Raw genomic sequence first — 22,908 nt, forward strand, 5'->3', positions numbered from 1 at the left:
CCGCCCGGAACACGTTCCGGGCGGGCGCTCCTCGTTCGGGACGGCGCGTCAGACGAGCGGGCGCGCCGTCGGCAGGATCGGGTACGGCAGCGCGGTCTCCCCCGTCAGGTACCGGTCGACGCCGGAGGCCGCGGCGCGGCCCTCGGCGATGGCCCAGACGATCAGCGACTGGCCGCGGCCGATGTCGCCCGCCACGAAGACGCCGTCCACCTTCGACATGTACGTCTTGTCGCGCGTGACGTTGCCCCGGCCGTCGTAGAAGCCGTCGCCCGCGGCCTCGGCGAGGTCCTCCAGCAGGGCGCCCTTCTCCGGGCCGACGAAGCCCATGGAGAGGGTGACCAGCTCGGCCGGGATCTCCCGCTCGGAGCCGGGGATCGGCTTGAAGCCGTTCTGCGGCCCCTCGACCTCGACCAGGCGCAGCGCGCGGACGTTGCCGGCCTCGTCGCCGACGAACTCGGTGGTGGAGACGGCGTAGACCCGGTCGCCGCCGCCGTCCGCGAGCTCCTCGTGCGCGCTCTCCATCTTGAACAGGATGGGGAACGTGGGCCACGGCTGGCTGCCCGGCCGCGACGCCGGCGGCCTCGGCATGATCTCCAGCTGGGTGACCGAGAGGGCGCCCTGGCGGATGGCGGTGCCGATGCAGTCGGCGCCGGTGTCGCCGCCGCCGATGACCACGACGTGCTTGCCCGCGGCCGTGATGGGCGACTCGGCGAGGTCGCCCTCCTGCACCTTGTTGGACAGCGGCAGGTACTCCATCGCCTGGTGGACGCCGTTCAGCTCGCGGCCGGGGACGGGCAGGTCGCGCCACTGGGTGGCCCCGCCCGACAGCACGACCGCGTCGAACTGCTCGCGCAGCTGGGCGGCCGTGACGTCCACGCCGACGTTGACGCCGGTGCGGAACTCGGTGCCCTCGGCCCGCATCTGGGCGAGCCGGCGGTCGATGTGCCGCTTCTCCATCTTGAACTCGGGGATGCCGTAGCGCAGCAGGCCGCCGATGCGGTCGGCCCGCTCGAAGACCACCACGTCATGCCCGGCGCGGGTGAGCTGTTGGGCGGCGGCCAGCCCGGCGGGGCCGGAGCCGACCACGGCGACGCGCTTGCCGGTCTTGCGGGCCGGCGGCTGCGGCGTCACCCAGCCCTCGGCGAACGCGCGGTCGATGATCTCGACCTCGACCCGCTTGATCGCCACCGGGTCGGAGTTGATGCCGAGCACGCACGCCGCCTCGCACGGGGCGGGGCAGAGCCGGCCGGTGAACTCCGGGAAGTTGTTGGTGGCGTGCAGCCGCTCGATCGCCTCGCGCCAGTCGGTGCGGTAGACGAGGTCGTTCCACTCGGGGATGAGGTTGCCGAGCGGGCAGCCGTTGTGGCAGAACGGGATGCCGCAGTCCATGCAGCGGGCCGCCTGCTTGGTCAGCTTCTCCTGCGGGAAGTCCTGGTAGACCTCCTGCCAGTCGCTGATGCGGACGTCCACGGGACGGCGTGCCGGCAGCTCGCGGTCGTACGTGAGAAACCCCTTGGGGTCGGCCATCGGTTACGCCTCCCTTAACCCTGAACCGCGGCCGACATGACGGCCTCGTCGACGTCACGGCCCTCGATGCGGGCGGCCTCGGCCGCCCGCAGGACCCTCTTGTAGTCGGTCGGCATGATCTTGCCGAACCGGCCGAGCGCGGACTGCCAGTCGGCGAGCAGCTCCTTGGCCGCCGGTGAGCCGGTCTCGGCGAAGTGCTTCTCGACCGTCTCGCGCAGGAACTCGGCATCCTCCTCGGTGAGCTCCTCGATGGCGACCATCTCGCGGTTGACCCGCTCGGGCCGCAGGTCGAGCAGGTAGGCGACGCCGCCGGACATGCCGGCCGCGAAGTTGCGGCCGGTGGGTCCGAGGACGACGGCCCGGCCGCCGGTCATGTACTCGCAGCCGTGGTCGCCGACGCCCTCGACGACGGCGGTGGCGCCGGAGTTGCGCACGCAGAACCGCTCGCCGACGACGCCGCGGACGAACACCTCGCCGGAGGTCGCGCCGTACAGGGCGACGTTGCCGGCGATGATGTGGCCGTCGAGCGGAGCCTCGTCGTGCGGGCGGACCGTGAGACGGCCGCCGGACAGGCCCTTGCCGAGGTAGTCGTTGGCGTCGCCGGTCAGCCGCAGCGTGACGCCGCGCGGCAGGAACGCGCCGAACGAGTTGCCGGCCGAGCCGGTGAACGAGATGTCGATCGTGTTGTCGGGCAGGCCGGCTCCGCCGTACCGCTTGGTCACCTGGTGGCCGAGCATGGTGCCGACCGTGCGGTTGACGTTGCGGATGGGCAGCTCCAGCGTGACCGGCGTGCCGTCCTTGAGCGCGCCCTCGGCGAGCTGGATGAGCGTGTTGTCGAGGGCGTGCCGCAGGCCGTGGTCCTGCTCGATCGTGCGGCGCAGCGGGGTGCCCTCGGGCAGCTCGGGCCGGTGCAGGATCGGCGACAGGTCCAGCCCGTTCGCCTTCCAGTGGTTCTCGGCCGCCGACACGTCGAGCAGCTCGACGTGGCCGATGGCCTCGTCCAGCGAGCGGAAGCCGAGCTGGGCGAGGTACTCGCGGATCTCCTCGGCGATGAACTCGAAGAAGTTCACCACGAACTCGGGCTTGCCGCTGAAGCGCTTGCGCAGCTCGGGGTTCTGCGTGGCGACGCCCACGGGGCAGGTGTCGAGGTGGCAGACCCGCATCATCACGCAGCCGGACACGACGAGCGGAGCGGTGGCGAAGCCGTACTCCTCGGCGCCGAGCAGGGCGGCGATGACGACGTCGCGGCCGGTCTTGAGCTGGCCGTCGACCTGCACGACGATGCGGTCGCGCAGCCCGTTGAGCAGCAGCGTCTGCTGGGTCTCGGCCAGGCCGAGCTCCCAGGGGGCGCCCGCGTGCTTGAGCGAGGTCAGCGGGGAGGCGCCGGTGCCGCCGTCGTGCCCGGAGATGAGCACCACGTCGGCGTGCGCCTTGGACACGCCCGCCGCGACCGTGCCGACCCCGACCTCGGCGACGAGCTTGACGTGCACGCGCGCCTCGGGGTTGGAGTTCTTCAGGTCGTGGATGAGCTGGGCGAGGTCCTCGATCGAGTAGATGTCGTGGTGCGGCGGCGGCGAGATGAGGCCGACGCCGGGCGTGGAGTGCCGGGTCTTGGCCACCCACGGGTAGACCTTGTGGCCGGGCAGCTGGCCGCCCTCGCCGGGCTTGGCGCCCTGCGCCATCTTGATCTGCAGGTCGGCGGCGTTGACGAGGTACTCGCTGGTGACGCCGAACCGGCCGGAGGCCACCTGCTTGATGGCCGACCTGCGCTCGGGGTCGTACAGGCGCTCGGGGTCCTCGCCGCCCTCGCCGGTGTTGGACTTGCCGCCCAGGCGGTTCATCGCGATGGCGAGCGTCTCGTGCGCCTCGCGCGAGATCGAGCCGTACGACATCGCGCCCGTGGAGAACCGCTTGACGATCTCGGAGACCGGCTCGACCTCCTCGATGGGGATCGGCGTCCGGTCCGTCCTGAGCTTGAACAGGCCGCGCAGGGTCATGAGCCGCTCGGACTGGGAGTCCACCAGGTCGGTGTACTCCTTGAAGATCTCGTAGCGGCGGGTCCTGGTGGCGTGCTGGAGCTTGAAGACGGTCTCGGGGTTGAACAGGTGCGGCTCGCCCTCGCGCCGCCACTGGTACTCGCCGCCGATCTGGAGGCTGCGGTGCGCGTTGGGCACGCGCGGGTAGGCGTGGCGGTGCCGCTCGGCGACCTCGCGGGCCAGCACGTCGAAGCCGACGCCGCCGAGCCGGGAGGTGGTGCCGGTGAAGCAGGAGTCGATGACCTGCTGGCTCAGGCCGAGCGCCTCGAAGATCTGCGCGCCGGTGTAGGAGGCCACGGTCGAGACGCCCATCTTGGACATGACCTTGATGACGCCCTTGCCGTACGCCTTGATGAGGTTGCGGACGGCCTTGCGCTTGTCGGCCGGCAGGACGCCGGTGTCGACGAGGTCCTCGACGGTCTCGATCGCGAGGTACGGGTTGACCGCGCCGGCGCCGTAGCCGATGAGCAGCGCCATGTGGTGGCACTCGCGGGCCTCGCCGGTCTCGATGACCAGACCGATCTTGGTGCGGGTCTTCTCCTGGATCAGGTGGTGGTGGACCGCGCCGGTCAGCAGCAGCGACGGGATCGGGGCGAGCTCGGCGGAGGAGCCGCGGTCGGACAGCACGATGATCCGCGCGCCGTCCGCGATCGCCTCGGACACCTCGGCGCGGATCTCCTCCAGGCGGTGGAGCAGCGCCTCGCCGCCGCCCGCGACCTGGTAGAGGCCGGAGACGACGTGCGGGTGGAAGCCGGGCAGGTCGCCCTCGTCGTTGATGTGGATGATCTTCGCGAGCTCGTCGTTGTCGATCACCGGGTACGGCAGGACGAGCTGGCGGCAGGAGGTGGGGCCGGGGTCGAGCAGGTTGCCCTCGGGGCCGAGCACGCTGGCCAGCGAGGTGACCAGCTCCTCGCGGATGGCGTCCAGCGGCGGGTTGGTGACCTGCGCGAACAGCTGCGTGAAGTAGTCGAACAGCAGCCGCGGCTTCTCGCTGAGCACGGCGACGGGCGTGTCGGTGCCCATCGAGCCGATCGGCTCGGCACCGGTCTTCGCCATCGGGCTCAGGATGATGCGCAGCTCCTCCTCGGTGTAGCCGAAGGTCTGCTGGCGCTTGATCAGCGCCTCGTGGCTGGGGATCTCCCGCTGGCGCGCGGGCAGCTCCTCGAAGCGGACCAGGCCGGCGTGCAGCCAGTCCTCGTACGGCAGCTCGGCGGCGAGCTCTGCCTTGATCTCGTCGTCCTCGATGATCTTGCCGCGGGCGGTGTCGATGAGGAACATCCGGCCGGGCTGCAGGCGGCCCTTGCGGACCACGTCTTCGGGGGCGAAGTCGAGCACGCCCGCCTCGGAGGCCAGCACGACGAGGCCGTCGCCGGTCACCCAGAAGCGGCCGGGGCGCAGGCCGTTGCGGTCGAGGACGGCGCCGGCGAGCGTGCCGTCGGTGAAGGTGATCGAGGCGGGGCCGTCCCAGGCCTCCATCATCGAGGAGTGGAACTCGTAGAAGGCCCGGCGGGCCGGGTCCATCTCGGTGTGGTTCTCCCACGCCTCGGGGATCATCATGAGCACCGCGTGCGGGAGGCTCCGGCCGCCGATGTGCAGGAGCTCCAGGGCCTCGTCGAAGCTGGCGGTGTCGCTGCCGTCCGGGTCGCAGATCGGGAAGAGCCGCGAGATGTCGCCCGGGATGTGGGCGGAGGCCAGCATCGCCTCGCGGGCGCGCATCCAGTTGCGGTTGCCCTTGACCGTGTTGATCTCGCCGTTGTGGGCGATGTAGCGGTACGGGTGGGCCAGCGGCCAGCTCGGGAAGGTGTTGGTGGAGAAGCGGGAGTGGACCAGCGCGATGGCCGTCTCGTACCGCTCGTCGCTCAGGTCGGGGAAGAACGGCTCGACCTGCTCCGGGGTGAGCATGCCCTTGTAGACGATCGTCCGGGCGCTCAGCGACGGGAAGTAGACGCGGGCCTCGTGCTCGGCGCGCTTGCGCAGGCAGAAGGCCAGCCGGTCGAGCTCCACGCCCGACTCGCCGGCCGGGCCGGCGACGAACAGTTGCGCGAAGTGCGGCATGACCGCCCGCGCGCTGGGGCCCGGCAGGGCCCGGTCGACCGGCACCTCGCGCCAGCCGAGCACGGTCAGGCTCTCCTCGGCCGCGATCTCCTCGATCAGCCGCACGGCGGCGGCGCGCTCCTCCTCGCCGGCCGGCAGGAACGCCATGCCGGCGGCGTAGCGCCCGGCCTCGGGCAGCTCGAAGGGCACGTTCGCGCGCAGAAAGGCGTCCGGGATCTGCGTGAGGATGCCGGCTCCGTCGCCGGTGTCCGGCTCGCTACCCTTGGCCCCCCGGTGGTCGAGATTGAGCAGGGCCGTCAGCGCCTTCACCACGATCCCGTGACCACGGCGGCCGGCGACGTCGGCCACCATGGCCACACCGCAGGCGTCATGCTCGTTGGCGGGGTGGTAGAGGCCCTGGGGCTCGGGGAACCCGAGGTGGGCAGCAGGCATTGAATCCCTCCCGTCGTCATCGTCTGTTCAGAACTGCTCAACAGGCGGGGACGACGTTGGCCCTGCTGCGTTGTGCGTAGAGGTTACCGCACCCATCTCATATGGTGCCCGCTCTGTCCGCATTGCGAACATTGCCCCTATCTGGAGCTGGGCATTTCCACTGGCGCAACACCGTAAACCATGACCGAATTCCCGTGCACGGAGGCCGATAGGGTGCAGTCATGGACCGTGACGGGCTGGAGCGGCTGCTCAGCGAGGCCGGGGTGGACAGCAGGCGGCTCAGGCACGCCCTCACGCTCCTGTGCGACGGCCAGTGGTGGACCCTGGCCGACCTGGTGCGCGAGACGGCCACCTCGCGGCGCACCGCCGAGGCGCTGCTGCGCGAGGTGCGGCTGGAGCGCTCCGGCGACCGGTTCCGGGTGCCGCTCGCCGACTCCCCCGCCTACCAGGACCTGCTGGCCATGGCCCCGCCGCCCGCCGACCCGGTCGCCCACCTGCTGCCCCACTACGAGCACGCGCTGGAGCGCCTGACCGGGTTCGTCGCCTCCGGACCGCGCTCGCGTCAGGCGCTCGACCACGTCGCGGCCACGCCCGAGACCGTGCTGCGGCGGGCGCTGCTGCTCGGCGCCCGGTTCTGGCTGCCCGGGGCGCGGCTGCTGTGCGTCGGCGACCACGACCTGACCTCGCTGGCCGTCAAGCTCGTCCACCCCGAGACGGACGTCACGGTCGTCGACATCGACGAGCGCATCCTGCGCCACATCGACGCGCAGGGACTCGGGGTGCGTACCCGCTGGGCCGACCTGCGGCTCGGCCTGCCGCCGTCCGCCCTGGACCACGACCTGGCCCTCACCGACCCGCCGTACACGCCGGACGGGGTGGGGCTGTTCGTGGCGCGCGCCCTGGAGGGGCTCAAACCCGACGGGCGGGTGCTGCTCGCGTACGGCGCGAGTGAGCGCACGCCCGCGCTGGCGCTGAAGGTGCAGGGGGCGCTGGCCGCGCTCAACCTCGTCAACGAGGCGATCTACCCCGACTTCAACCGCTACGACGGCGCGGAGGCCATCGGCTCGGCCGCCGACCTGTACGTCCTGCGGCCCACCTCCCGCACCCGGCCCGCCGTGGCCGCGCGCGTCGAGCGGCTCTCGACCGCCATCTACACCCAGGGCCCGCAGTCGGTCGAGTCGGCCGCTCCCGCCTCCCCGGTGCCGGCCGAGGCCGCGGAGGGAGCCGACCTGCTGGTGGGCGACTGGCCCAAGGAGCTGCCGCAGCCACGGGTCAGGCTCACCACCTGGCTGGCCAAGCCGTACGCCGCGGCAGTCCGCCGGGTGGCCGTCGCGGTGCCGCCCGGTCTCGAGGCGGCGCTGCCGCGGCTGCTCCTGGCCACCCGGGCCGAGCACGTGCGGGCCGTCCTCACCGGGCCGCCCGGCCCGCTGCCCGGCTTCCTGTCGGAGGTGTACGCGGCGACGGTCACGGGCGACACCGTGGAGGCCACGCGGCGGCCGCAGCCGGAGGACGCGGCGCGGGCGGTGCTGCGGCGGATCCTCGACAACGCCCACGGCCGGCTGGCCAACACCTGGCGCGAGGCGCTCATCGCCCTGGCCAGGGAGCAGGGCGCCACCCTCACCAAGAACGAGGCCCGCGCGCTGATCCGGCAGGCGGCCCCGTGGGCGGAGGGGCTGACGCCGCTGGAGGCGCCGCTGCACCGGCTGTCGGCCCTCCCCGGCGAGGTGGCCACCACGGTCGCCGCCCTGTCCGGCACGCTTCCGGGCTGACCGGCCGCCCGGCGCGCGGTCGGGCGGTGAAGGAATTCTCCGGCATCGGTGGACACCAGTGATCCACTGTCGATGATCCGGAGCGACACAGAGTGGGCGACAGAACGAAGGGGGCGGGGGCCCTGATCCGCGCCGCCGCGATGCTCCCCTCCTTACCGGCCTCGGCCGCATCCCCTTCACCGGCCCCGGCCGCCGCGAGCCCGGCCGCCGCAGTCCGTACGGTGACATTGATCACCGGCGACAGGGTGACCGTCACCGGCGCCCTCACCGCGACGATCAGATCCGGACAGGGCCGCGCGGACGTCACGTTCCGTACCGAGAGGGCGGGCGGCCGGCTGCGCGTCGTGCCGTCCGACGTCATCCCCCTTTCGTGAACCGCCTTCGGCGCCTCTCGTGACGACCGGGCCCCTTCTCCGCGAAGGGGCCCGTTCTCCGTCGAGGAGTCCCGCCGGCGCGCTACGGCGCCACCGGCGCCGGGTCGGCGGCCAGGGCGAACGTCTCCACCAGCTCCGTGCAGGTGCCGTGCTCGCCCATCACGCAGAGCGCCAGCGTGTCGTAGGTCGCGGTGAACTCCGCGGCCGGCGGCAGCGCCCCGTTCTCGGGCCGCCACGCCCGTTCCCGGAACCGCGTGATCGTGACGTGCGGGCGGAACAGCTCGCCCACCTCGTCATAGCCGTAGCTGTCGAGGTTGTCGCGGGCGGGCCGCGGGGCGGTGAGCCGGTGGTCGGCGAGCACCCGGCCGACCGGGTCGAGCCGCCGCAGCCCGGTGCGCAGCGGGGCGAGGGCGGCGATGACGTCCTCCTGCAGCCGCGTGACGGCGTCCGTCTTGACGTAGAACAGCTCGAACATGCCGTGCTCGTTGCCCGCGAACCGGTCGGCCGCCAGGGTGAGCGCGGGAGTGCGGGCGGCGATGCCGCGCAGCAGCCGGACGGCGTCGGCGCACCCGCCGGGCGTGAGGTTGGCCATGAAGAGCGAGATGTGCGGATAGGGCCCGTCCTCGCGTAGGACGAACTCCGTGGGAACCGGTCCGGCGCAGCTCCGGCTCAGGTCGGCGGCGCGGGCGTTGACGTCCGGTGGCGGGAGGAGCACCACGTCGTACACCGGGAGATCGTCCATACCGCTCATGGTAGGTACCCCAGGCGCGATCCGCTGGCCCGTGAGGGGGCGTCTTATCATGGGAGGAGCGCCGTAAGGGGGTGCGGGATGCGCGTCGACGTGGTCGTGGAGACGCCCGGGGGCTCACGCAACAAGTACGAGATGGACCAGGCCAAGCAGCGGATCCGGCTGGACCGGCTGCTGTTCACCTCGACCGCCTACCCCTACGACTACGGCTACGTCACCCGCACCCTGGCCGAGGACGGCGACCCGCTGGACGCCATGGTGCTCCTGGACACGCCCACGTTCCCCGGGTGCGTGATCTGCGCGCGGCCGATCGCGGCGTTCTGGATGACCGACGAGCACGGCCCCGACGCGAAGATCCTCTGTGTCCCGGCCGGTGACCCGCGCGCCGAGCACGTGCGCGACCTGGAGGACGTCCAGTGGTACGTGCTCAACGAGATCGGCCACTTCTTCGACGTGTACAAGGATCTGGAGCCCGGCAAGAGCAGCAACACCCGGGGATGGGAGCCCCGGGAGTGCGCCGAGCAGATCATCGACGAGGCGGTGCGCCGGGCCGGCGAGCACGGCTGACGCCCCGCACCGCGCCTTCCGTCACACGAGGCTCTGGCCGCCGTCCACGGTGATCACCTGGCCGGTGACGTACGCGTTGGCCATGAGGAAGAGCGCGGAGGCCGCGGCCTCCTCCGCCGTGCCGTACCTGCCGAGGAGCGTGCCGGCCCCGGCGGCGGCCATGGCGGCGTCGGTGGCCAGCCCCGAGGCGCCGCGCATCAGCGGCGTGTCGATGACGCCGTAGCGGACGGCGTTCACCCGCAGCCGGCGGGGAGCCAGCTCGACGGCGAGCGCGCGGGTGAAGGTCTCGACGGCGCCTACGGCCGCGAGCGGCCCGGCCATGCCGGGCTGGGGGCGAAGGACGTGCGTGCCCGAGGTCAGCGTGATCGTGCCGCCCGCGGAGAGCCGCGCGGCGGCCAGGCGAGCGGCGGCGAAGGCGCCCAGCACCCGTTCCTCGAAGGCCGCGCGGACGTCGCCGGCCGACACCTCGGTGACGGGGCCGGCCCCGGTGAGGCCGCCGCTGGTGACGAGCACGTGGTCGACGGAGCCGGCCAGGTCGAACGCCTCCGCGAGCGCCCCCTCGTCGGCCCCGTCGGCGGCCACGCCCAGCACGGCCTCACCGAGGAGCGGCTCTCCCTCCGCCGGCTTCTCCTCGCGGACGTGGGCGACGGCGGCGGCCAGCCTCTCCGGGTTGCGGCCGACCAGCACCACCCGGCCGCCGAGGCGGCGCAGCAGGGTCGCGGCGGCCAGGCCGATCCCCGAGGTGCCGCCGACGACGACGGTGGTCGAGCCGGCCAGCTCCGCGGGCAGGGGCGAGCGCACAGGAATGGCAGCAAGAGCGGACATAGTAATCTCCTCACGAGAAGTAAACCATCCGGTTGGTTTACATTCTGCACACACCGCCGCCCGCGAGTCAACCGGATGGTTTAATTCAGTGCATGAGCTACGACGCGGAGGCCACCCGGCGGCGCATCTTCGACGCCGCCACCGACGAGTTCGCCGCCCACGGCCTGGCCGGGGCGCGGGTCGAGCGGATCGCCGCCGCCGCCAAGGCCAACAAACAGGCCATCTACCTCTACTTCGGCGGCAAGGAGAAGCTCTTCGGCGCGGTCGTGCGCGCCAAGGCGGACGAGGTGTGCCACAGCAGCTCGATCGACCCGAACGCGCTGGGCGAGACCGTCGGGCAGCTCTTCGACTGGTACCAGGAGCATCCGGAGCTGATCCGGGTGCTGCTGTGGGAGGCGCTGGAGAACGGTCCCGGAGCGGTCCAGGGCGAGGACGAGCGGCGCGCCGCGTACCGGGGCAATGTCCGCGACCTGGTCGGCGCGGGCGTCGCCGCCGGCCTGGACGAGCCGGCGCGCACCCGCGCCGCGCAGGACTGGATGTTCACGCTGCTCGGCCTGGTGGCGTGGAACTTCGCGGTGCCGCAGCTCTGCCGCCTGGTGCTGGACGAGGACGACGAGCGGGCCGCCCTCGCCCGCCGCCGCGCGGCCGTGGTCGACGCCGCCTGCGCCCTGGCCGCGCAGCGGCAGACGGAGGCGCGCGGCCAGGGGTGAGGCCCCCTCAGGGTTCCCCCAGGGTCCCCCCGGGGGCCGTCCCCGATGCCCGGGCCGCGACCGCCCGCCTACGCTGCCGCTGGGACCGATGCTCCAGAACCGGTCCCCCATGCCGCACCTCCCTCGCGCGCCCACGGAGGCCCGATGAAGGCGATCGTCCAGGACCGTTACGGCCCGCCCGGTGTCCTCGAACTGAGGGAGGTGGACAAGCCGTCGCCCGCCGCCGACGAGGTGCTGGTGCGGGTCCACGCCGCCTCGGTCAACGCCTACGACTGGCACTTCATGCGGGGCCACCCGTACGTGCCGCGCGTGGTCATGGGACTGCGCCGGCCCAGGACGCCCATCAGGGGCAGGGACTTCGCCGGGCGGGTGGAGGCCGTCGGCCGCGAGGTGACGCGGCTGCGTCCCGGTGACGAGGTGTACGGGGAGGCCGACGGGACGTTCGCCGAGTACGTGTGCGCCCGCTCCGACGCGGTGGACCTCAAGCCCGCCAACCTGACGTTCGAGCAGGCGGCGGCGATGCCGCTGGCCGCCAACACCGCGCTCGGCGGCCTGCGCGACGCCGGACAGGTCCAGCCGGGGCAGCGGGTGCTCATCAACGGCGCGTCGGGAGGCGTGGGGACCTTCGCCGTCCAGGTCGCGGCGTCGCTGGGAGCGGAGGTGACCGGCGTGTGCCGCGCCCGCAACGCCGACCTGGCCAGGTCGCTCGGCGCGGACCATGTGATCGACTACACCCGCGAGGACTTCACCCGGACCGGGCGGCGCTACGACGTCGTCTTCGACGGGGTGGCGACCCGCACGCTGACCGACCTGCGCCGCGCGGTGACCCCCACGGGGACGCTCCTCCTGGCCGGCGGGGGCGAGCCGGGCGGTGTCCTCGGGGCGATGGGGCTCCTGTTCAAGGCGCTGGCGCTGAAGCCGTTCGTCGGCCAGCGGCTCGTCCCGGTCGTCGGGCCCGCGCCGCGCTGGGAGAACCTCGCGGCGCTGCGGGAGCTCGCCGAGGCCGGGAAGATCACCCCGGTGATCGAGCGCTCGTACCCGCTGGACGAGGCGCCCGCGGCGATCCGGCACATGGAGGTCCAGCACGCCCGGGCCAAGCTGGTCATCAACGTCGCGTGACGCCCGGCGGGGGCCGGTCAGGCGTCCACGGGCCGGTGGTCGACGTCGGGCACCCACCGCAGCGGGTCGGCGGGCGCGGGGAGGGCGGGGCCGCGGCCCAGGCGCCGGAGCAGCGTCCGCAGCGGCGCCGGTGGATCGCGGCGCCGCCAGACGACCCACCACGGCAGGAGGATCTCCGGCTCGACGATCGGGACGCGGCGCAGCCCGCTGCCGGTCGCGTCGATGCTCCGCTCCCCCAGCCCCACCGCGGCCTTCTCCCGGAGGAACTGCTCGACCAGGTGCCGCTGCCCGATCGCCGGCTCGGTGAAGCGGAGCGGCAGGCCGAACCGCTCGCACAGCCGCGTCAGGTAGCCGCGCCACTCCACGGCGCCCGCCGGGTCCGGCATGGCGATGCCGTGCCCCCTCAGGTCGGCGGGCCGCAGCACCGCCCGGCCGGCGAGGAGGTGGTCCGCGGGCACGAACGCGTCCAGCGGCTCCAGCCGTACGAGCCGGCACGCGAGCTCGGCCGGCCAGGGCCGCGGCGTGTCGTGCACCCGGCCGAACGCCGCGTCGATCTCCCCTCGCCGCAGGGCGGGCAGCGCCGCGGACAGCCCCTGCCGCATGCTCAGCTCGATCCGCAGCGGCGGTTCGGCCGCGCTCGCCTCGCGCAGCATCCGCAACGGGGTGAACCGCTCGTCGTAGACGTCCACGCGCAGCAGCTCGCCGCCGGCCCGCACGGAGTCCACGGCCCGGTCGAACGCGGCCACGGCCTCCACGGCCCGCGGCAGGAACCGGCGCCCGGCCGCGGTCAGCTCCACGCTGCGCGTGGTCCGCTCGAACAGCCGCGTCCCGAGCGCGTCCTCCAGCCTGCGGATGCGTTTCGACAGCCCCTGCTGGCTGAGGTGCAGCCGGACGGCCGCCCGCCCGAAGTGCAGCTCCTCGGCGGCGACGGCGAACGCCCGCAGGCCATGGATGTCCACGTCCATGACGGACGAGCCTGAACCGACAACCACCGGTTGTCAATGCGGGCGAGACCGCTGTTGGACGGCCCTGCCGGTGAGCCGCTTCGCTGGGAACCCGGTCATGCGTGAAAGGACAGAGGCGTGGACATCGTGGAGATCCGCCCGGAGCTGCACATGGTGGTGCTGGAGTTCGGGCAGATGTACGTGTGGGACGACGCGGGCGCGCTGACGCTCGTCGACACCGGCATCGCCACCTCAGGGCCGGACATCGCCGAGGCACTGCGCCGGCTCGGCCGCCGTACGGACGACGTGCGGCAGGTCGTGCTCACCCACTTCCACGAGGATCACTGCGGCGCGGCGGCCGAGATCGCCGGCTGGGGTCAGGTGACCGTGATGGCGCATCGGCGGGAGGCCCCGGTGATCCGCGGGGACGTGCCGGGCCCGCCGCCGGCCTTCACCGACGAGGAGCGCGCCCTGCACCGCCACCTGGGCGCCCACCTGCTGCCGCCCGCGCCGCCCTGCCGCGTGGACCGCGAGCTGGAGGACGGGGACGTGATCGGGTTCGGCGGCGGCGCCCGGGTGATCGCCACACCCGGTCACACCGACGGGAGCGTCGCCGTCCACCTGCCCGGGCCGGGGGTGCTGTTCACCGGCGACACCGTGGCGCATGTCGGCGGGCAGGTGACGCCCGGGGTGTTCAACCTGGACCGCGCCGAGATGCTGCGCTCGTTCGCCCGGCTGGCGCGGCTCGACGCGAAGGTCGCCTGCGTCGGGCACGGCGAGCCGATCCCGGACGCGGGCACCGCCCTGGCCGCCGCCGCGGCCGCCCTCTGACCACGGTCCCGGAACGCCCGCCGCCCTGCCCCGGCCCAGAGGGGCCCGCCGCCCTGCCCTGACCCGGAACCGCCCGCAGCCTGAAAGCCCGCCTGCGCCCGCCTCAGGAGTCGGCGCCGGCCCGCTCCGCGACGAGGGCCCGGAAGGCGTCCAGGTCTCCCACGACCTCCTCGACCCGGGCGCGCTCCTCGTGCATCCGCAGGTAGCGGGCGCCGATGGCGTCCGGGTCGCCCTCCCCGCCGCCGGGCACGACGCCGGTGGCGATCGTCACAGTGCCCACGTTGGCGAGGAACGGCGCGGGGACCGCCGACGAGACCCCCGTGGTCAGCGACACCGTGCCCGCCCCCCGGGCGCGCATGCCGGGCAGCACCCGGCCGGCGGCCGTGACGGCGCCCAGCACGTGCAGCTCGATCTGCGCGGCGGCGGACTCCGGTGTGGTGGCCGCGGCTCCGGTGATGGGCCCGGTGGGGCTCGGACTGCAGGTGAGCACGTCCACCGGCCCCAGCCTGTCGCCCCCCATCCCCAGCCCGGGCCCCGCCCCCACGATCAACAGTGTTTTCGCCACGCCCAGAACCTCCGTACTTACTGTTTGTGCGTAGCAGCATGTTTGTCACCATGGGGACGGTGAACAAGACGGCACATTCCTGTCGGCCACCTAAAGGAGGTAACTCTTGACGGTGACTCAGGAGGAGTCGGAGGAGGACGTCTGCCGGCAGGTGCTCCAGATCCTCTCGGTGATCGGCGACAAGTGGAGCATCCTGGTCGTCGGGCAGCTCCGGGACGGCACGCTGCGCTTCGGCGAGCTCCACCGCGCCGTCAAGGGCATCTCCCAGCGCATGCTCACCCTCACGTTGCGGCAGCTCGAGCGCGACGGCCTCGTCACGCGCACGGTCCACCCGAGCGTGCCGCCGCGGGTGGACTACGCGCTCACCGAACTGGGCACGACGCTCCTGGACTCGGTCACCGCCCTCGGCCAGTGGGCCACCGCGCACCGGCAGGAGATCAACGCCCACCGCAGCGACTACGACGCCGCCCGGCGTCCCTGAGGAACGCACATGTCACGCCGCACCGGCCAGCGACCACGTCAGGAGCGGAGCAGGGCAGTGGACGGCGAAGCGTCGGAGGCCGCGGCCGGACGGCGGTCGAGGCCGCTGCGCGGCCTGCGGATCATCGAGGTCTCCGGGTACGTGGCGACCCCGCTGAGCGGCATGACGCTGGCCCAGCTCGGCGCGGACGTGATCCGGGTCGAGCCGCTCGGCGGAGCGCCCGACCGTACCCGCCTGCCTCTCTCCGCGAGCGGGACGAGCCTGTACTGGTCGGGGCTGAACAAGGGCAAGCGCGCCGTCGAGGTGGACCTGTCGCGCGAGCCGGGACGCCGGCTCGTCGCCGACCTGATCGTCAGCGGAGGGGCCCGCGGCGGGATCGTGATCAGCAACTCCGAGCGATACCCCGAGCTGGGTTACGAGCGGCTGAGCGCCCGCCGCCCCGACGTGATCCACGTGCTGCTCACCGGCCGCCGGGACGGCGGGGCCGCGGTGGACTACACCGTCCAGGCGGCCACCGGGTTCCCCCTGCTGGCCGGGCCGGAGGGCGACCCGCGGCCGGTCAACAGCGTGGTGCCCGCCTGGGACGTCGCCGCCGGGCTCTACCTGGCGACCGGGCTGCTGGCCGCCGAACGGCACCGGCTGCTGACGGGCGAGGGGCAGCAGGTACGGGTCGCGCTGGAGGACGTCGCCCTGGCGACCGCCGGGAACCTCGGCTACCTCGCCGAGGCTCAGGTGAGCGGCACGCCTCGGGAGCGCTGCGGCAACCACGTGTTCGGGACGTTCGGCCGCGACTTCGCCACCTCGGACGGCGGCCGGCTGATGGTCGTGGCGCTCACCGCCCGGCACTGGCGCGACCTCGTCGCCGCGACCGGGCTCTCCGAGGCGGTCTCGGCGCTGGCCCGCGCGCTCGGGACGGACTTCGGCGAGGAGGCCGAGCGCCACCGGCACCGCGGGCTGCTGGCCGAGCTGCTCGCGGGCTGGTTCGGTGCGCGGACGCTGGCCGAGGCCGAGGCGGCCCTGCGGCCCACGCGCGTGCTGTGGTCGGCGTACCGGAGCTTCACCGACCTCGCCGCCGGTGACGCGCTGCGGGAGAACCCGCTGATGGCGGAGCTCCTCCAGCCCGGCGTCGGCCGTCACTGGGCGCCCGGCTCGCCCGTGCTGATGGACGGCGAGCAGGCGCCCCCGGCCGCGGCGCCGCCGGTGGGCCGGCACACCGGCGAGGTGCTGCGGGCCGAACTGGGGCTGTCCGCCCGCGATCTGGCGACGCTGAAGGACGACGGCGTCATCGGGACACACGACGACGCAGAGGACGCCGATGAGTCCTGAGCCCGTGAACCGGTGGGAGCCGCACACGGTCACGACCACCGAGACGGTCGATCCGGGTCCCGTGGCGGCGCTGTCGGCCCTGTTCGACGACGGCACGCCCCCTGCCGGCCCCGGAGACGCCCTGCCGCCGCTGTGGCACTGGCTCGCCCTGGCCCGCTGGCCCCGCTCGTCCACGCTGGGCGCGGACGGCCACCCGGCGCGCGGGACGTTCCTGCCGCCGGTCGAGCTGCCGCGCCGGATGTTCGCGGGCGGCGAGGTGGTCTTCCACGCCCCGCTCACGGTGGGCTCCACGGTGCGCCGCGAGTCGTCCGTCGAGTCGGTCGCCGAGAAGCCGGGACGCTCGGGCCCGCTGGTCGTCGTGGCCGTCGCCACCAGGCTGTACGACGAGAGCGGCCGGCTCGCGATCGAGGAACGGCAGGACCTCGTCTACCGCGGCCGCGAAGCCGTACCGCCGCAGGAGACCCCGCCCGGACCGGCGGCCGGCCTGGCCCCCGCCGGCGCGCCCCTCACCCGGGCGGGCGCGTGGGCCTGGGACCTCGCCACGGACCCGGCGCTGCTCATGCGGTTCAGCGCGGCGACGTCCAACCCCCACCGCATCCACTACGACTGGCCGTACGCCACGCGCGTCGAGGGCTATCCCGGCCTGGTGGTGCACGGGCCGCTGATGACGCTCGCCCTGGCCGAGGTGCTCCGGCTGGAGGGGCACGGCGGCCGGGTCCACCGGATGCGGCACCGCAACCGCCGGCCCCTGTTCTGCGGCCAGGCCGCGCGGCTGCGGCGGATCGGGGACTCCCCGCTCACCCTGGGCGTCCTCACCCCGGACTCCCCCGAGCCCCGCACCCTCCTGACGATCGAAGGGGACCCCCATGCGTGAACCGGCGCGGGAGAACGCGGCGGGCCTCGCCGGCTTCGTCCCGTACGACGCGAAGGGCCGCGGCCCGGGCCGCGGAGAATGTCGGTGGGGCGGTGTTGGATACGCCTCATGGACATGGACGCCAACGGGCGCGGGCCGATCTGGGACATGATCGCGGGACGCGTCCCGCCGGCGCCCGCTGCGGCCACCCTGGGGTGGGAGCTCATCGCGGTGGATCCCGAGCAGGGCACCCTTGAGGTGGCGTTCGAGGCCGGTGAGCGGTTCACCAACCCCATGGGCGTCGTCCAGGGCGGCTTCCTGGCCGCGATGCTCGACGACACCATGGGGCCGGCGCTGGTCGCCACGCTGCCGGCCGGCCAGTTCGCGCCGACGCTCGACCTCCACGTCCAGTTCCTCCGCCCGGCCGGCCCCGGGAGGTTCGTGGGGCGCGGCCGGGTCGTGCGGCGCGGCAGAGAGGTGTGCTTCCTCGCGGGCGAGCTGACCGGCCCCGACGGCAGGCTGGTGGCCACGGCCACGGCGACCGCCATCATCCGGACGGTCCGCCCCTGACCGCGGCCCGCCCCCTCCACGGACCGGGACCCTCCTGCTCCACCGACCGGGGCCGGCAGGCCTAGCGCGTCAGGTGCCGGCCGCCCGCCACGGACAGGATCTCGCCGTTGACGTGCCCGTTGGCCGCCGAGCCGAGGTAGACCGCCGCCGAGGCCACGTCCTCCGGCGTGCAGATCCGGCCCGTCGGCGTCTTCGCGCCCTCCGCGTCCACGGCCTGCTGCCCGAGCCACGGCGTGGACAGCACCCGGTCGGTGAGGGTGAAGCCGGGCCGCACGACGTTCGTGAACACGCCGTGCCCCGCCTCCCTGACGGCGAGCACCTTCGCGGCCGTCTCCAGCGCGCCCTTGGCCGCCGGATACGTCACGCCCGCCGGGACCGGCTGGTCCACCACGTCGGACGAGACCAGCACCAGCCGCCCCCACCCTGCGCTCCGCATGCCGGGGAGCACCGCGTCGACCAGCATCAGCGTCCCGGTCACGTTCGCGGTGAAGCCGTCGCTCAGCGTCCGCCACGTCTCCGGCCCCATCTCCGGCCAGGCCACCGCGTTGGCGACAAGGACGGCCACGGCGCCCAGCTCGCGCTCGACCTCGCGGACCGCGGACGTGATCGACTCCGGGTCGCACTGGTCGATGCGCACCGCGACGGCCTTCCCGCCGGAGCGGGCGATCTCCTCGACGAGGCCGCGCGCGCCTTCCTCGTCGCGGTGCCATCCGGCGGCGACCAGAGCGCCCTCGCGCGCGAACGTCACGGCGATCGCCCGGCCGATGCCGCCGGTAGCCCCGGTGACCACGACCACGCGTCCATCGAGCCCCAGATCCATGACCCCTCCAGATAGTTAGCCGACTACTTATTAGCCGACTATACATTTATAGGATGGGCTTGTGGACACGACCGAGGCGATCCGCGTCAACCGGGCGCTGAACAAGATGAGCAAGCTCTACCGCGCCGCCAAGGCCCGCAAGCTGGCGGCGCTCGGGCTGCACCCGGGGCAGGACGTCATGCTGTGGTTCCTCGCGCAGGAGCCGGGCGGGATCACGGTCTCGGAGCTCGCGGCCCGGCTCGGGATCGAACCGCCGACCGCCACCCGCAGCCTCGCCCGCCTGGAGGGCGGCGGCTGGTTCCGCCGCGAGCCGGTGCCCACCGACCGCCGCCAGGTGCGCATCGTCGTCACGGAGGCCGGTCACGCGCTGGTCCCCCGGATCGAGCGCGCCTGGGCCGAGCTCGCGGAGGAGGCGATGGGCGGGGTGAGCGACGAGCAGCGGGAGGACGCGCTCCTCGCCCTCGAGCACGCGAACGCCCGCCTGCGCGGCCTCGTCGACGAGACCGCCCTGACGGACGAGTGACACCGCGCCGACCGGCGTCCCCGCGCTTCCGGGCCGGGACACTCGGTCGCGGACGCTCGATCGGACGCCGACCGGCGGTCCCGGGCGCCTCTCCCCCTGGAGAGGGAGAGGCATGCCTCTTCCCGGGGAGGCACGAGTGGCCGCCCGGCCGCGAGGCTCATGGCCATGCATGCCGATGCCAGGAGCCCCAGCGCCAGTGGCCGCAGTGTCAGGAGCAGCGGTACGAGCAGCCGCAGGCGCACGGCGCTGCGCCGCGTCGCCGCGTTCACCGCGGCCGCCTCGATGTCCCTCTACCTCATGGTCAAGATCGTCTGGGTGGTCCTGGAGCTGCGTGACGGCACGGCCGACTGGATGATGCTCAACCTGGTCACGGTCGTGATGGCGCTGACCGGGATCACGCTGGGCCTGGCGCTCGGGCAGCCGTGGGGGCTGCGGCTGCCGGCCTGGCTCGTGTTGCCGTTCGCCTGGATCGGCAGCGGCTTCCTCGTGTCGCTGCTCCCGTACATGCTGGTCAGCGGCTTCCTGGAGCAGGCCCCACCCGCGCCGTCCGACGGCGCCGGCCTGCCGGTGTGGGAGGGGGCGCTCATCTCGGTGGGGTTCGCCGGGATGGCGGTGGGGCTGGTCGTCGCGCTGCCCATCTACCTGGCGGAGCGGTGGCCGCGCGCGTTCGCGGGACGGGTGGACCCGCGGGACGCGGACGCGGGGCGGCCGTGGACGCTGCTCCCGGCGGCGGCGCTCACCGTGGTGTGGTCCTTCTGGGCGGCGGGCGGGACGACCGGCCTGGACCCGGCGGCCCTTGACGGATGGGACGCGCACGCGCGGCTCCTGATCGGCGACAGCGCGCTGTGCGCGGCCCTGGCGGGCTGGAGCGTGTGGGCGCTCAGCCGGTGGGGCCGCCCGCGCACGCCGCTGCGGCTTCCCATGGCCGCCGGTTTCGTCGCCAGTACCGCCGCCGCCGCGCCTCCGGCCGGGGATGACGGTCGTCACCTGCTCACGGGGTCGGCGTCCGGGGCGACGCTGGGCGTGCGGAAGTGCGCCATCCCCCGTACCAGGAGCAGCGCCGGCGGCACGAGGAGGATGACGGCCGCCGCGCCCGCGAGCACCGCGCCCGGGCCCGCGACCCCCGCCAGCGGCCCGGTCAGCGCCTGACCGAACGGCATGAGCCCGAAACTGCACAGCCAGGCGAACGAGCTGATCCGTCCGATCAGCCGATCCGGGATCTCGCGTTGCAGGGCGACCTCCCAGTGGATCGCGTAGATCTCCACCCCCGCCCCGGCGACCGCGTACGCCACGAGGACCGGCAGCGGCGACGGCGCGAGGAGCAGGGACAGAGGCGCCGCCGCGTAGAGGGCGATCGCGGTCAACGCCACGACCCCCACGGCGCGGGGCCGCCACGCCAGGGTGACCAGACCGCCGGCCAGACCGCCGACCCCGTAACACGTGAGCGCCACGCCGTACACGGCGGGCGATCCGAACGCGGCGGTGCTCACGACGGGCAGCAGCACCTGTGTCGGCGCCAGGACGAACACGAGGTTGACCGCGGAGAAGACGAGGATGGCACGCACCCACGGACGCCGCCGCGCCTCGGCGACGCCGGCGCGGATGTCCGCGGCGAACGACGCGCGCGGAGCCGGGGTCCGTCGCGGCTCCGCGACCCGCGAGAGCGACACGACCGTGGCCACGAAGACCACCATGGTGATCGCGTACGCCACCCGGGTCCCGGCCGCGGCGATCACGCCCACGCACACGGCCGGACCGGCCATGATGCCGCTGCGGATCGACACGCCGACCAGGGATCTGCCCGAGACCCTCTCGTCATCGGCGAGAACACCGCGCAGGAGCCCGTTGAACGCGGGCCGGACGAACGCCTCCGCGACACCGGCCAGCAGGACCACGACCGCCGCGCCCCGGATCGAGGGCGCGGCGGGCAGGACCAGCGCTCCGGCCAGGAGCGCCTGGGCGTCGTAGGCCGCCATCACCAGGCGCCGCCGCGGCACCCGGTCCGCCCACACACCGCCGACGGGCAGGAAGGCGACGAGCGTGACGCCGCGCGCGGCGAGGACCAGCCCGAGCGAGACCGCGTCGCCACCGGCGTGGAGGACGGACACGGTGATCGCCACGGCGAACATCTGCTCCCCCATGACCGCGGCCGTCTGACCGAGCAGCAGCAGGCGGAACCGGGGATTGGCGAGGGCCGCGACACCTTTCATGCCTGTGATGCTGTCAGGGGGAGGCCCGGAGGTCAGCGCTCCACGAGGGATCACATCCCTTTGTCCCCCTTGGCGACCGGTCGGGGTCAGCGGCGCCCGCGGCGGGCCGTGCCGAAGAGGGATCTGGTGATCTCCCGTCCGAGGGCGGACGCCGCCGAGCGCGCCATGGAGCGGAACTCCTTCGACTGCAGCACGCTCTCCAGCATCGACGGCCTCGGCTCCCGCTCGGGCTCCCCGCGCGTCTCCGGCTCGCGGGGAGCCTCCGGTGGCGGAGACGTGGCAGGCTCGGCGTGCTGCTGCGTGGCCAGCTTCGCGGAGAGGATTTCGTACGCCGACTGGCGGTCGACCGCCGTGCCGTACTTCTGCTGAAGCGGCGAGGCGGCGACGACGCCCGCGATCACGTCCGGGCTCGACGGCGCCATGAGCGTCTGGGGGGCGCGCAGGCGCGTCCAGGCCACCGGCGTCGGCGCGCCCGTCTCCGACAGGACCGTGACGACGGCCTCACCGATGCCGAGCTCGGTGAGCAGCCGCTCCAGGTCGTACGAGGAGGCGGGGAAGGTCGAGACGGTGGACTTGAGCGCCTTGGCGTCCTGCGGGGTGAAGGCGCGCAGGGCGTGCTGCACGCGCGCCCCGAGCTGCGCGAGCACGTCGGCCGGCACGTCGTTGGGCGTCTGGGTGACGAAGAACACGCCCACGCCCTTCGACCGGATCAGCCGCACGGTCTGCGCGATCGACTGCAGGAACGCCTTGGACGCGTCGTCGAACAGCAGATGCGCCTCGTCGAAGAAGAACACGAGCTTCGGCTTGTCGACGTCCCCCACCTCGGGCAGCTCGTGGAAGAGGTCGGCGAGCAGCCACATCAGGAAGGTGGAGAAGAGCTGCGGCCGGTCCTGCACGGCGGGCAGTTCGAGGACGGAGACCGTCCCCCGGCCGTCGGGCGTCACCCGGAGCAGGTCGCGCACGTCGAACTCCGGCTCGCCGAAGAACGCCTCCGCGCCCAGCGCCTCGAAGTTGGTCAGGGCGCGCAGGATGACCCCGGCCGTGGCCGACGAGAGCCCGCCGATCCCGTTCAGGGCCTCCGGCGTGCTGGTCAGGTACCGGATGACCGCGATTAGATCCTTGAGGTCGAGCAGCGGCATGCCGTTCTTGTCGGCGAAATAGAAGATCAGCCCGAGTGACGACTCCTGCGTCTCGTTGAGCCCGAGGACCTTGGCCAGGAGGGTCGGCCCGAAGGCCGTCATGGTGGCGCGGATCGGGACACCCGACCCCAGACCGCCCAGGGAGAAGAACTCCACCGGACACGCCACCGGCTGCCAGGTCTGCCCGACCTCGGCGGCACGCCGGGTGACGCGGTCGGAGGCGGTGCCCGGCGAGGCGAGTCCCGACAGGTCGCCCTTGATGTCGGCGAGGAAGACCGGGACTCCCTGGGCCGCGAGCTGCTCCGCCATGAGCTGGAGGGTCTTGGTCTTGCCGGTCCCGGTGGCGCCGGCCACCAGTCCGTGCCGGTTCAGCATGCTCAGGGGGATCCGGATCCGCTCCGAGGGGTCGGCGGTGCCGTCCTCGCGCACCAGGGCCCCGAGCTCCAGCGCCGGCCCCTCGAAGTCGTACCCTTTCACCGCTCCC

General features: G+C 73.5%; 20 protein-coding genes. 11 read left to right on the forward strand and 9 right to left on the reverse strand.

Annotation, left to right across the window (positions count from 1 at the left end):
• Positions 1-48 precede the first annotated feature (48 nt).
• Both AB0H81_RS23635 and gltB read right to left on the reverse strand, forming a co-directional pair.
• Entirely contained in the window at positions 49-1,527 is a 1,479-nt protein-coding gene (locus AB0H81_RS23635; RefSeq protein ID WP_358378286.1) for a glutamate synthase subunit beta, read from the reverse strand.
• Between the two features lie 14 nt (positions 1,528-1,541).
• A complete protein-coding gene (gene gltB, locus AB0H81_RS23640) occupies positions 1,542-6,050 on the reverse strand; it encodes a glutamate synthase large subunit (protein ID WP_358378289.1) in 4,509 nt (1,502 codons plus the stop codon).
• Positions 6,051-6,271: 221 nt separating this feature from the next.
• On the opposite strand from gltB, the gene AB0H81_RS23645 reads away from it, so the two are divergent.
• Complete coding sequence (locus AB0H81_RS23645; RefSeq protein ID WP_358378292.1) at positions 6,272-7,819, forward strand: bis-aminopropyl spermidine synthase family protein; 1,548 nt, start codon at positions 6,272-6,274, stop codon at positions 7,817-7,819.
• Between the two features lie 221 nt (positions 7,820-8,040).
• Positions 8,041-8,193 (forward strand): hypothetical protein, encoded by a 153-nt coding sequence (locus tag AB0H81_RS23650; protein WP_358378295.1) that lies wholly within the window; start codon positions 8,041-8,043, stop codon positions 8,191-8,193.
• Positions 8,194-8,275: 82 nt separating this feature from the next.
• Here the strand turns inward: AB0H81_RS23650 and AB0H81_RS23655 are convergent, their stop codons facing one another.
• Complete coding sequence (locus AB0H81_RS23655) at positions 8,276-8,935, reverse strand: hypothetical protein (RefSeq protein ID WP_358378298.1); 660 nt, start codon at positions 8,933-8,935, stop codon at positions 8,276-8,278.
• A gap of 87 nt (positions 8,936-9,022) precedes the next feature.
• On the opposite strand from AB0H81_RS23655, the gene AB0H81_RS23660 reads away from it, so the two are divergent.
• Complete coding sequence (locus AB0H81_RS23660; RefSeq protein ID WP_358378300.1) at positions 9,023-9,508, forward strand: inorganic diphosphatase; 486 nt, start codon at positions 9,023-9,025, stop codon at positions 9,506-9,508.
• A 21-nt stretch (positions 9,509-9,529) separates the two neighbouring features.
• Here the strand turns inward: AB0H81_RS23660 and AB0H81_RS23665 are convergent, their stop codons facing one another.
• Positions 9,530-10,333 (reverse strand): SDR family oxidoreductase, encoded by an 804-nt coding sequence (locus AB0H81_RS23665; RefSeq protein WP_358378303.1) that lies wholly within the window; start codon positions 10,331-10,333, stop codon positions 9,530-9,532.
• 92 nt (positions 10,334-10,425) lie between these two features.
• Between AB0H81_RS23665 and AB0H81_RS23670 the strand changes: the two genes are divergently transcribed.
• Together AB0H81_RS23670 and AB0H81_RS23675 are read left to right on the forward strand one after the other, a co-directional pair.
• Positions 10,426-11,043 carry a TetR family transcriptional regulator gene (locus AB0H81_RS23670; RefSeq protein ID WP_358378306.1) on the forward strand — a complete coding sequence of 206 codons (618 nt, stop codon included), beginning with the start codon at positions 10,426-10,428 and terminating at the stop codon, positions 11,041-11,043.
• A 144-nt stretch (positions 11,044-11,187) separates the two neighbouring features.
• On the forward strand, positions 11,188-12,162 hold the full coding sequence (locus AB0H81_RS23675; RefSeq protein ID WP_358378309.1) for an NAD(P)-dependent alcohol dehydrogenase: 975 nt from the start codon (positions 11,188-11,190) through the stop codon (positions 12,160-12,162).
• Positions 12,163-12,179: 17 nt separating this feature from the next.
• Here the strand turns inward: AB0H81_RS23675 and AB0H81_RS23680 are convergent, their stop codons facing one another.
• Positions 12,180-13,127 carry a LysR family transcriptional regulator gene (locus tag AB0H81_RS23680; RefSeq protein ID WP_358378311.1) on the reverse strand — a complete coding sequence of 316 codons (948 nt, stop codon included), beginning with the start codon at positions 13,125-13,127 and terminating at the stop codon, positions 12,180-12,182.
• A gap of 117 nt (positions 13,128-13,244) precedes the next feature.
• Between AB0H81_RS23680 and AB0H81_RS23685 the strand changes: the two genes are divergently transcribed.
• Complete coding sequence (locus AB0H81_RS23685; RefSeq protein ID WP_358378314.1) at positions 13,245-13,937, forward strand: MBL fold metallo-hydrolase; 693 nt, start codon at positions 13,245-13,247, stop codon at positions 13,935-13,937.
• 103 nt (positions 13,938-14,040) lie between these two features.
• Here the strand turns inward: AB0H81_RS23685 and AB0H81_RS23690 are convergent, their stop codons facing one another.
• Positions 14,041-14,502, reverse strand: a complete 462-nt coding sequence (locus tag AB0H81_RS23690; RefSeq protein WP_358378317.1) for a hypothetical protein — start codon at positions 14,500-14,502, stop codon at positions 14,041-14,043.
• A 112-nt stretch (positions 14,503-14,614) separates the two neighbouring features.
• On the opposite strand from AB0H81_RS23690, the gene AB0H81_RS23695 reads away from it, so the two are divergent.
• The 4 genes from AB0H81_RS23695 (at position 14,615) to AB0H81_RS23710 (ending at position 17,732) form a co-directional block, all read left to right on the forward strand.
• The gene (locus AB0H81_RS23695) at positions 14,615-14,983 is read left to right on the forward strand and encodes a helix-turn-helix domain-containing protein (RefSeq protein ID WP_358378382.1); all 369 of its coding nucleotides are present in this window, start codon (positions 14,615-14,617) and stop codon (positions 14,981-14,983) included.
• A 57-nt stretch (positions 14,984-15,040) separates the two neighbouring features.
• Positions 15,041-16,309, forward strand: coding sequence for a CoA transferase (locus AB0H81_RS23700; RefSeq protein WP_358378320.1), 1,269 nt, complete (start codon positions 15,041-15,043; stop codon positions 16,307-16,309).
• Positions 16,299-17,183, forward strand: a complete 885-nt coding sequence (locus AB0H81_RS23705) for a MaoC family dehydratase N-terminal domain-containing protein (protein WP_358378323.1) — start codon at positions 16,299-16,301, stop codon at positions 17,181-17,183. The genes AB0H81_RS23700 and AB0H81_RS23705 overlap by 11 nt, the downstream gene beginning before the upstream one ends.
• A gap of 108 nt (positions 17,184-17,291) precedes the next feature.
• Positions 17,292-17,732: a PaaI family thioesterase gene (locus tag AB0H81_RS23710; RefSeq protein WP_358378326.1), complete on the forward strand. Its 441-nt coding sequence runs from the start codon at positions 17,292-17,294 to the stop codon at positions 17,730-17,732.
• A 61-nt stretch (positions 17,733-17,793) separates the two neighbouring features.
• Here AB0H81_RS23710 and AB0H81_RS23715 read toward each other — a convergent pair whose 3' ends face one another.
• The gene (locus AB0H81_RS23715) at positions 17,794-18,552 is read right to left on the reverse strand and encodes an SDR family oxidoreductase (RefSeq protein ID WP_358378329.1); all 759 of its coding nucleotides are present in this window, start codon (positions 18,550-18,552) and stop codon (positions 17,794-17,796) included.
• Positions 18,553-18,613: 61 nt separating this feature from the next.
• Between AB0H81_RS23715 and AB0H81_RS23720 the strand changes: the two genes are divergently transcribed.
• Complete coding sequence (locus AB0H81_RS23720; protein ID WP_358378332.1) at positions 18,614-19,075, forward strand: MarR family transcriptional regulator; 462 nt, start codon at positions 18,614-18,616, stop codon at positions 19,073-19,075.
• A 983-nt stretch (positions 19,076-20,058) separates the two neighbouring features.
• Here AB0H81_RS23720 and AB0H81_RS23725 read toward each other — a convergent pair.
• Together AB0H81_RS23725 and AB0H81_RS23730 are read right to left on the reverse strand one after the other, a co-directional pair.
• Entirely contained in the window at positions 20,059-21,285 is a 1,227-nt protein-coding gene (locus tag AB0H81_RS23725; protein WP_358378335.1) for an MFS transporter, read from the reverse strand.
• A gap of 86 nt (positions 21,286-21,371) precedes the next feature.
• Entirely contained in the window at positions 21,372-22,901 is a 1,530-nt protein-coding gene (locus AB0H81_RS23730; RefSeq protein ID WP_358378338.1) for a helicase HerA-like domain-containing protein, read from the reverse strand.
• Positions 22,902-22,908: the final 7 nt, after the last annotated feature.

This window comes from Nonomuraea sp. NPDC050691 (assembly GCF_040654455.1).
GTDB lineage: Bacteria > Actinomycetota > Actinomycetes > Streptosporangiales > Streptosporangiaceae > Nonomuraea.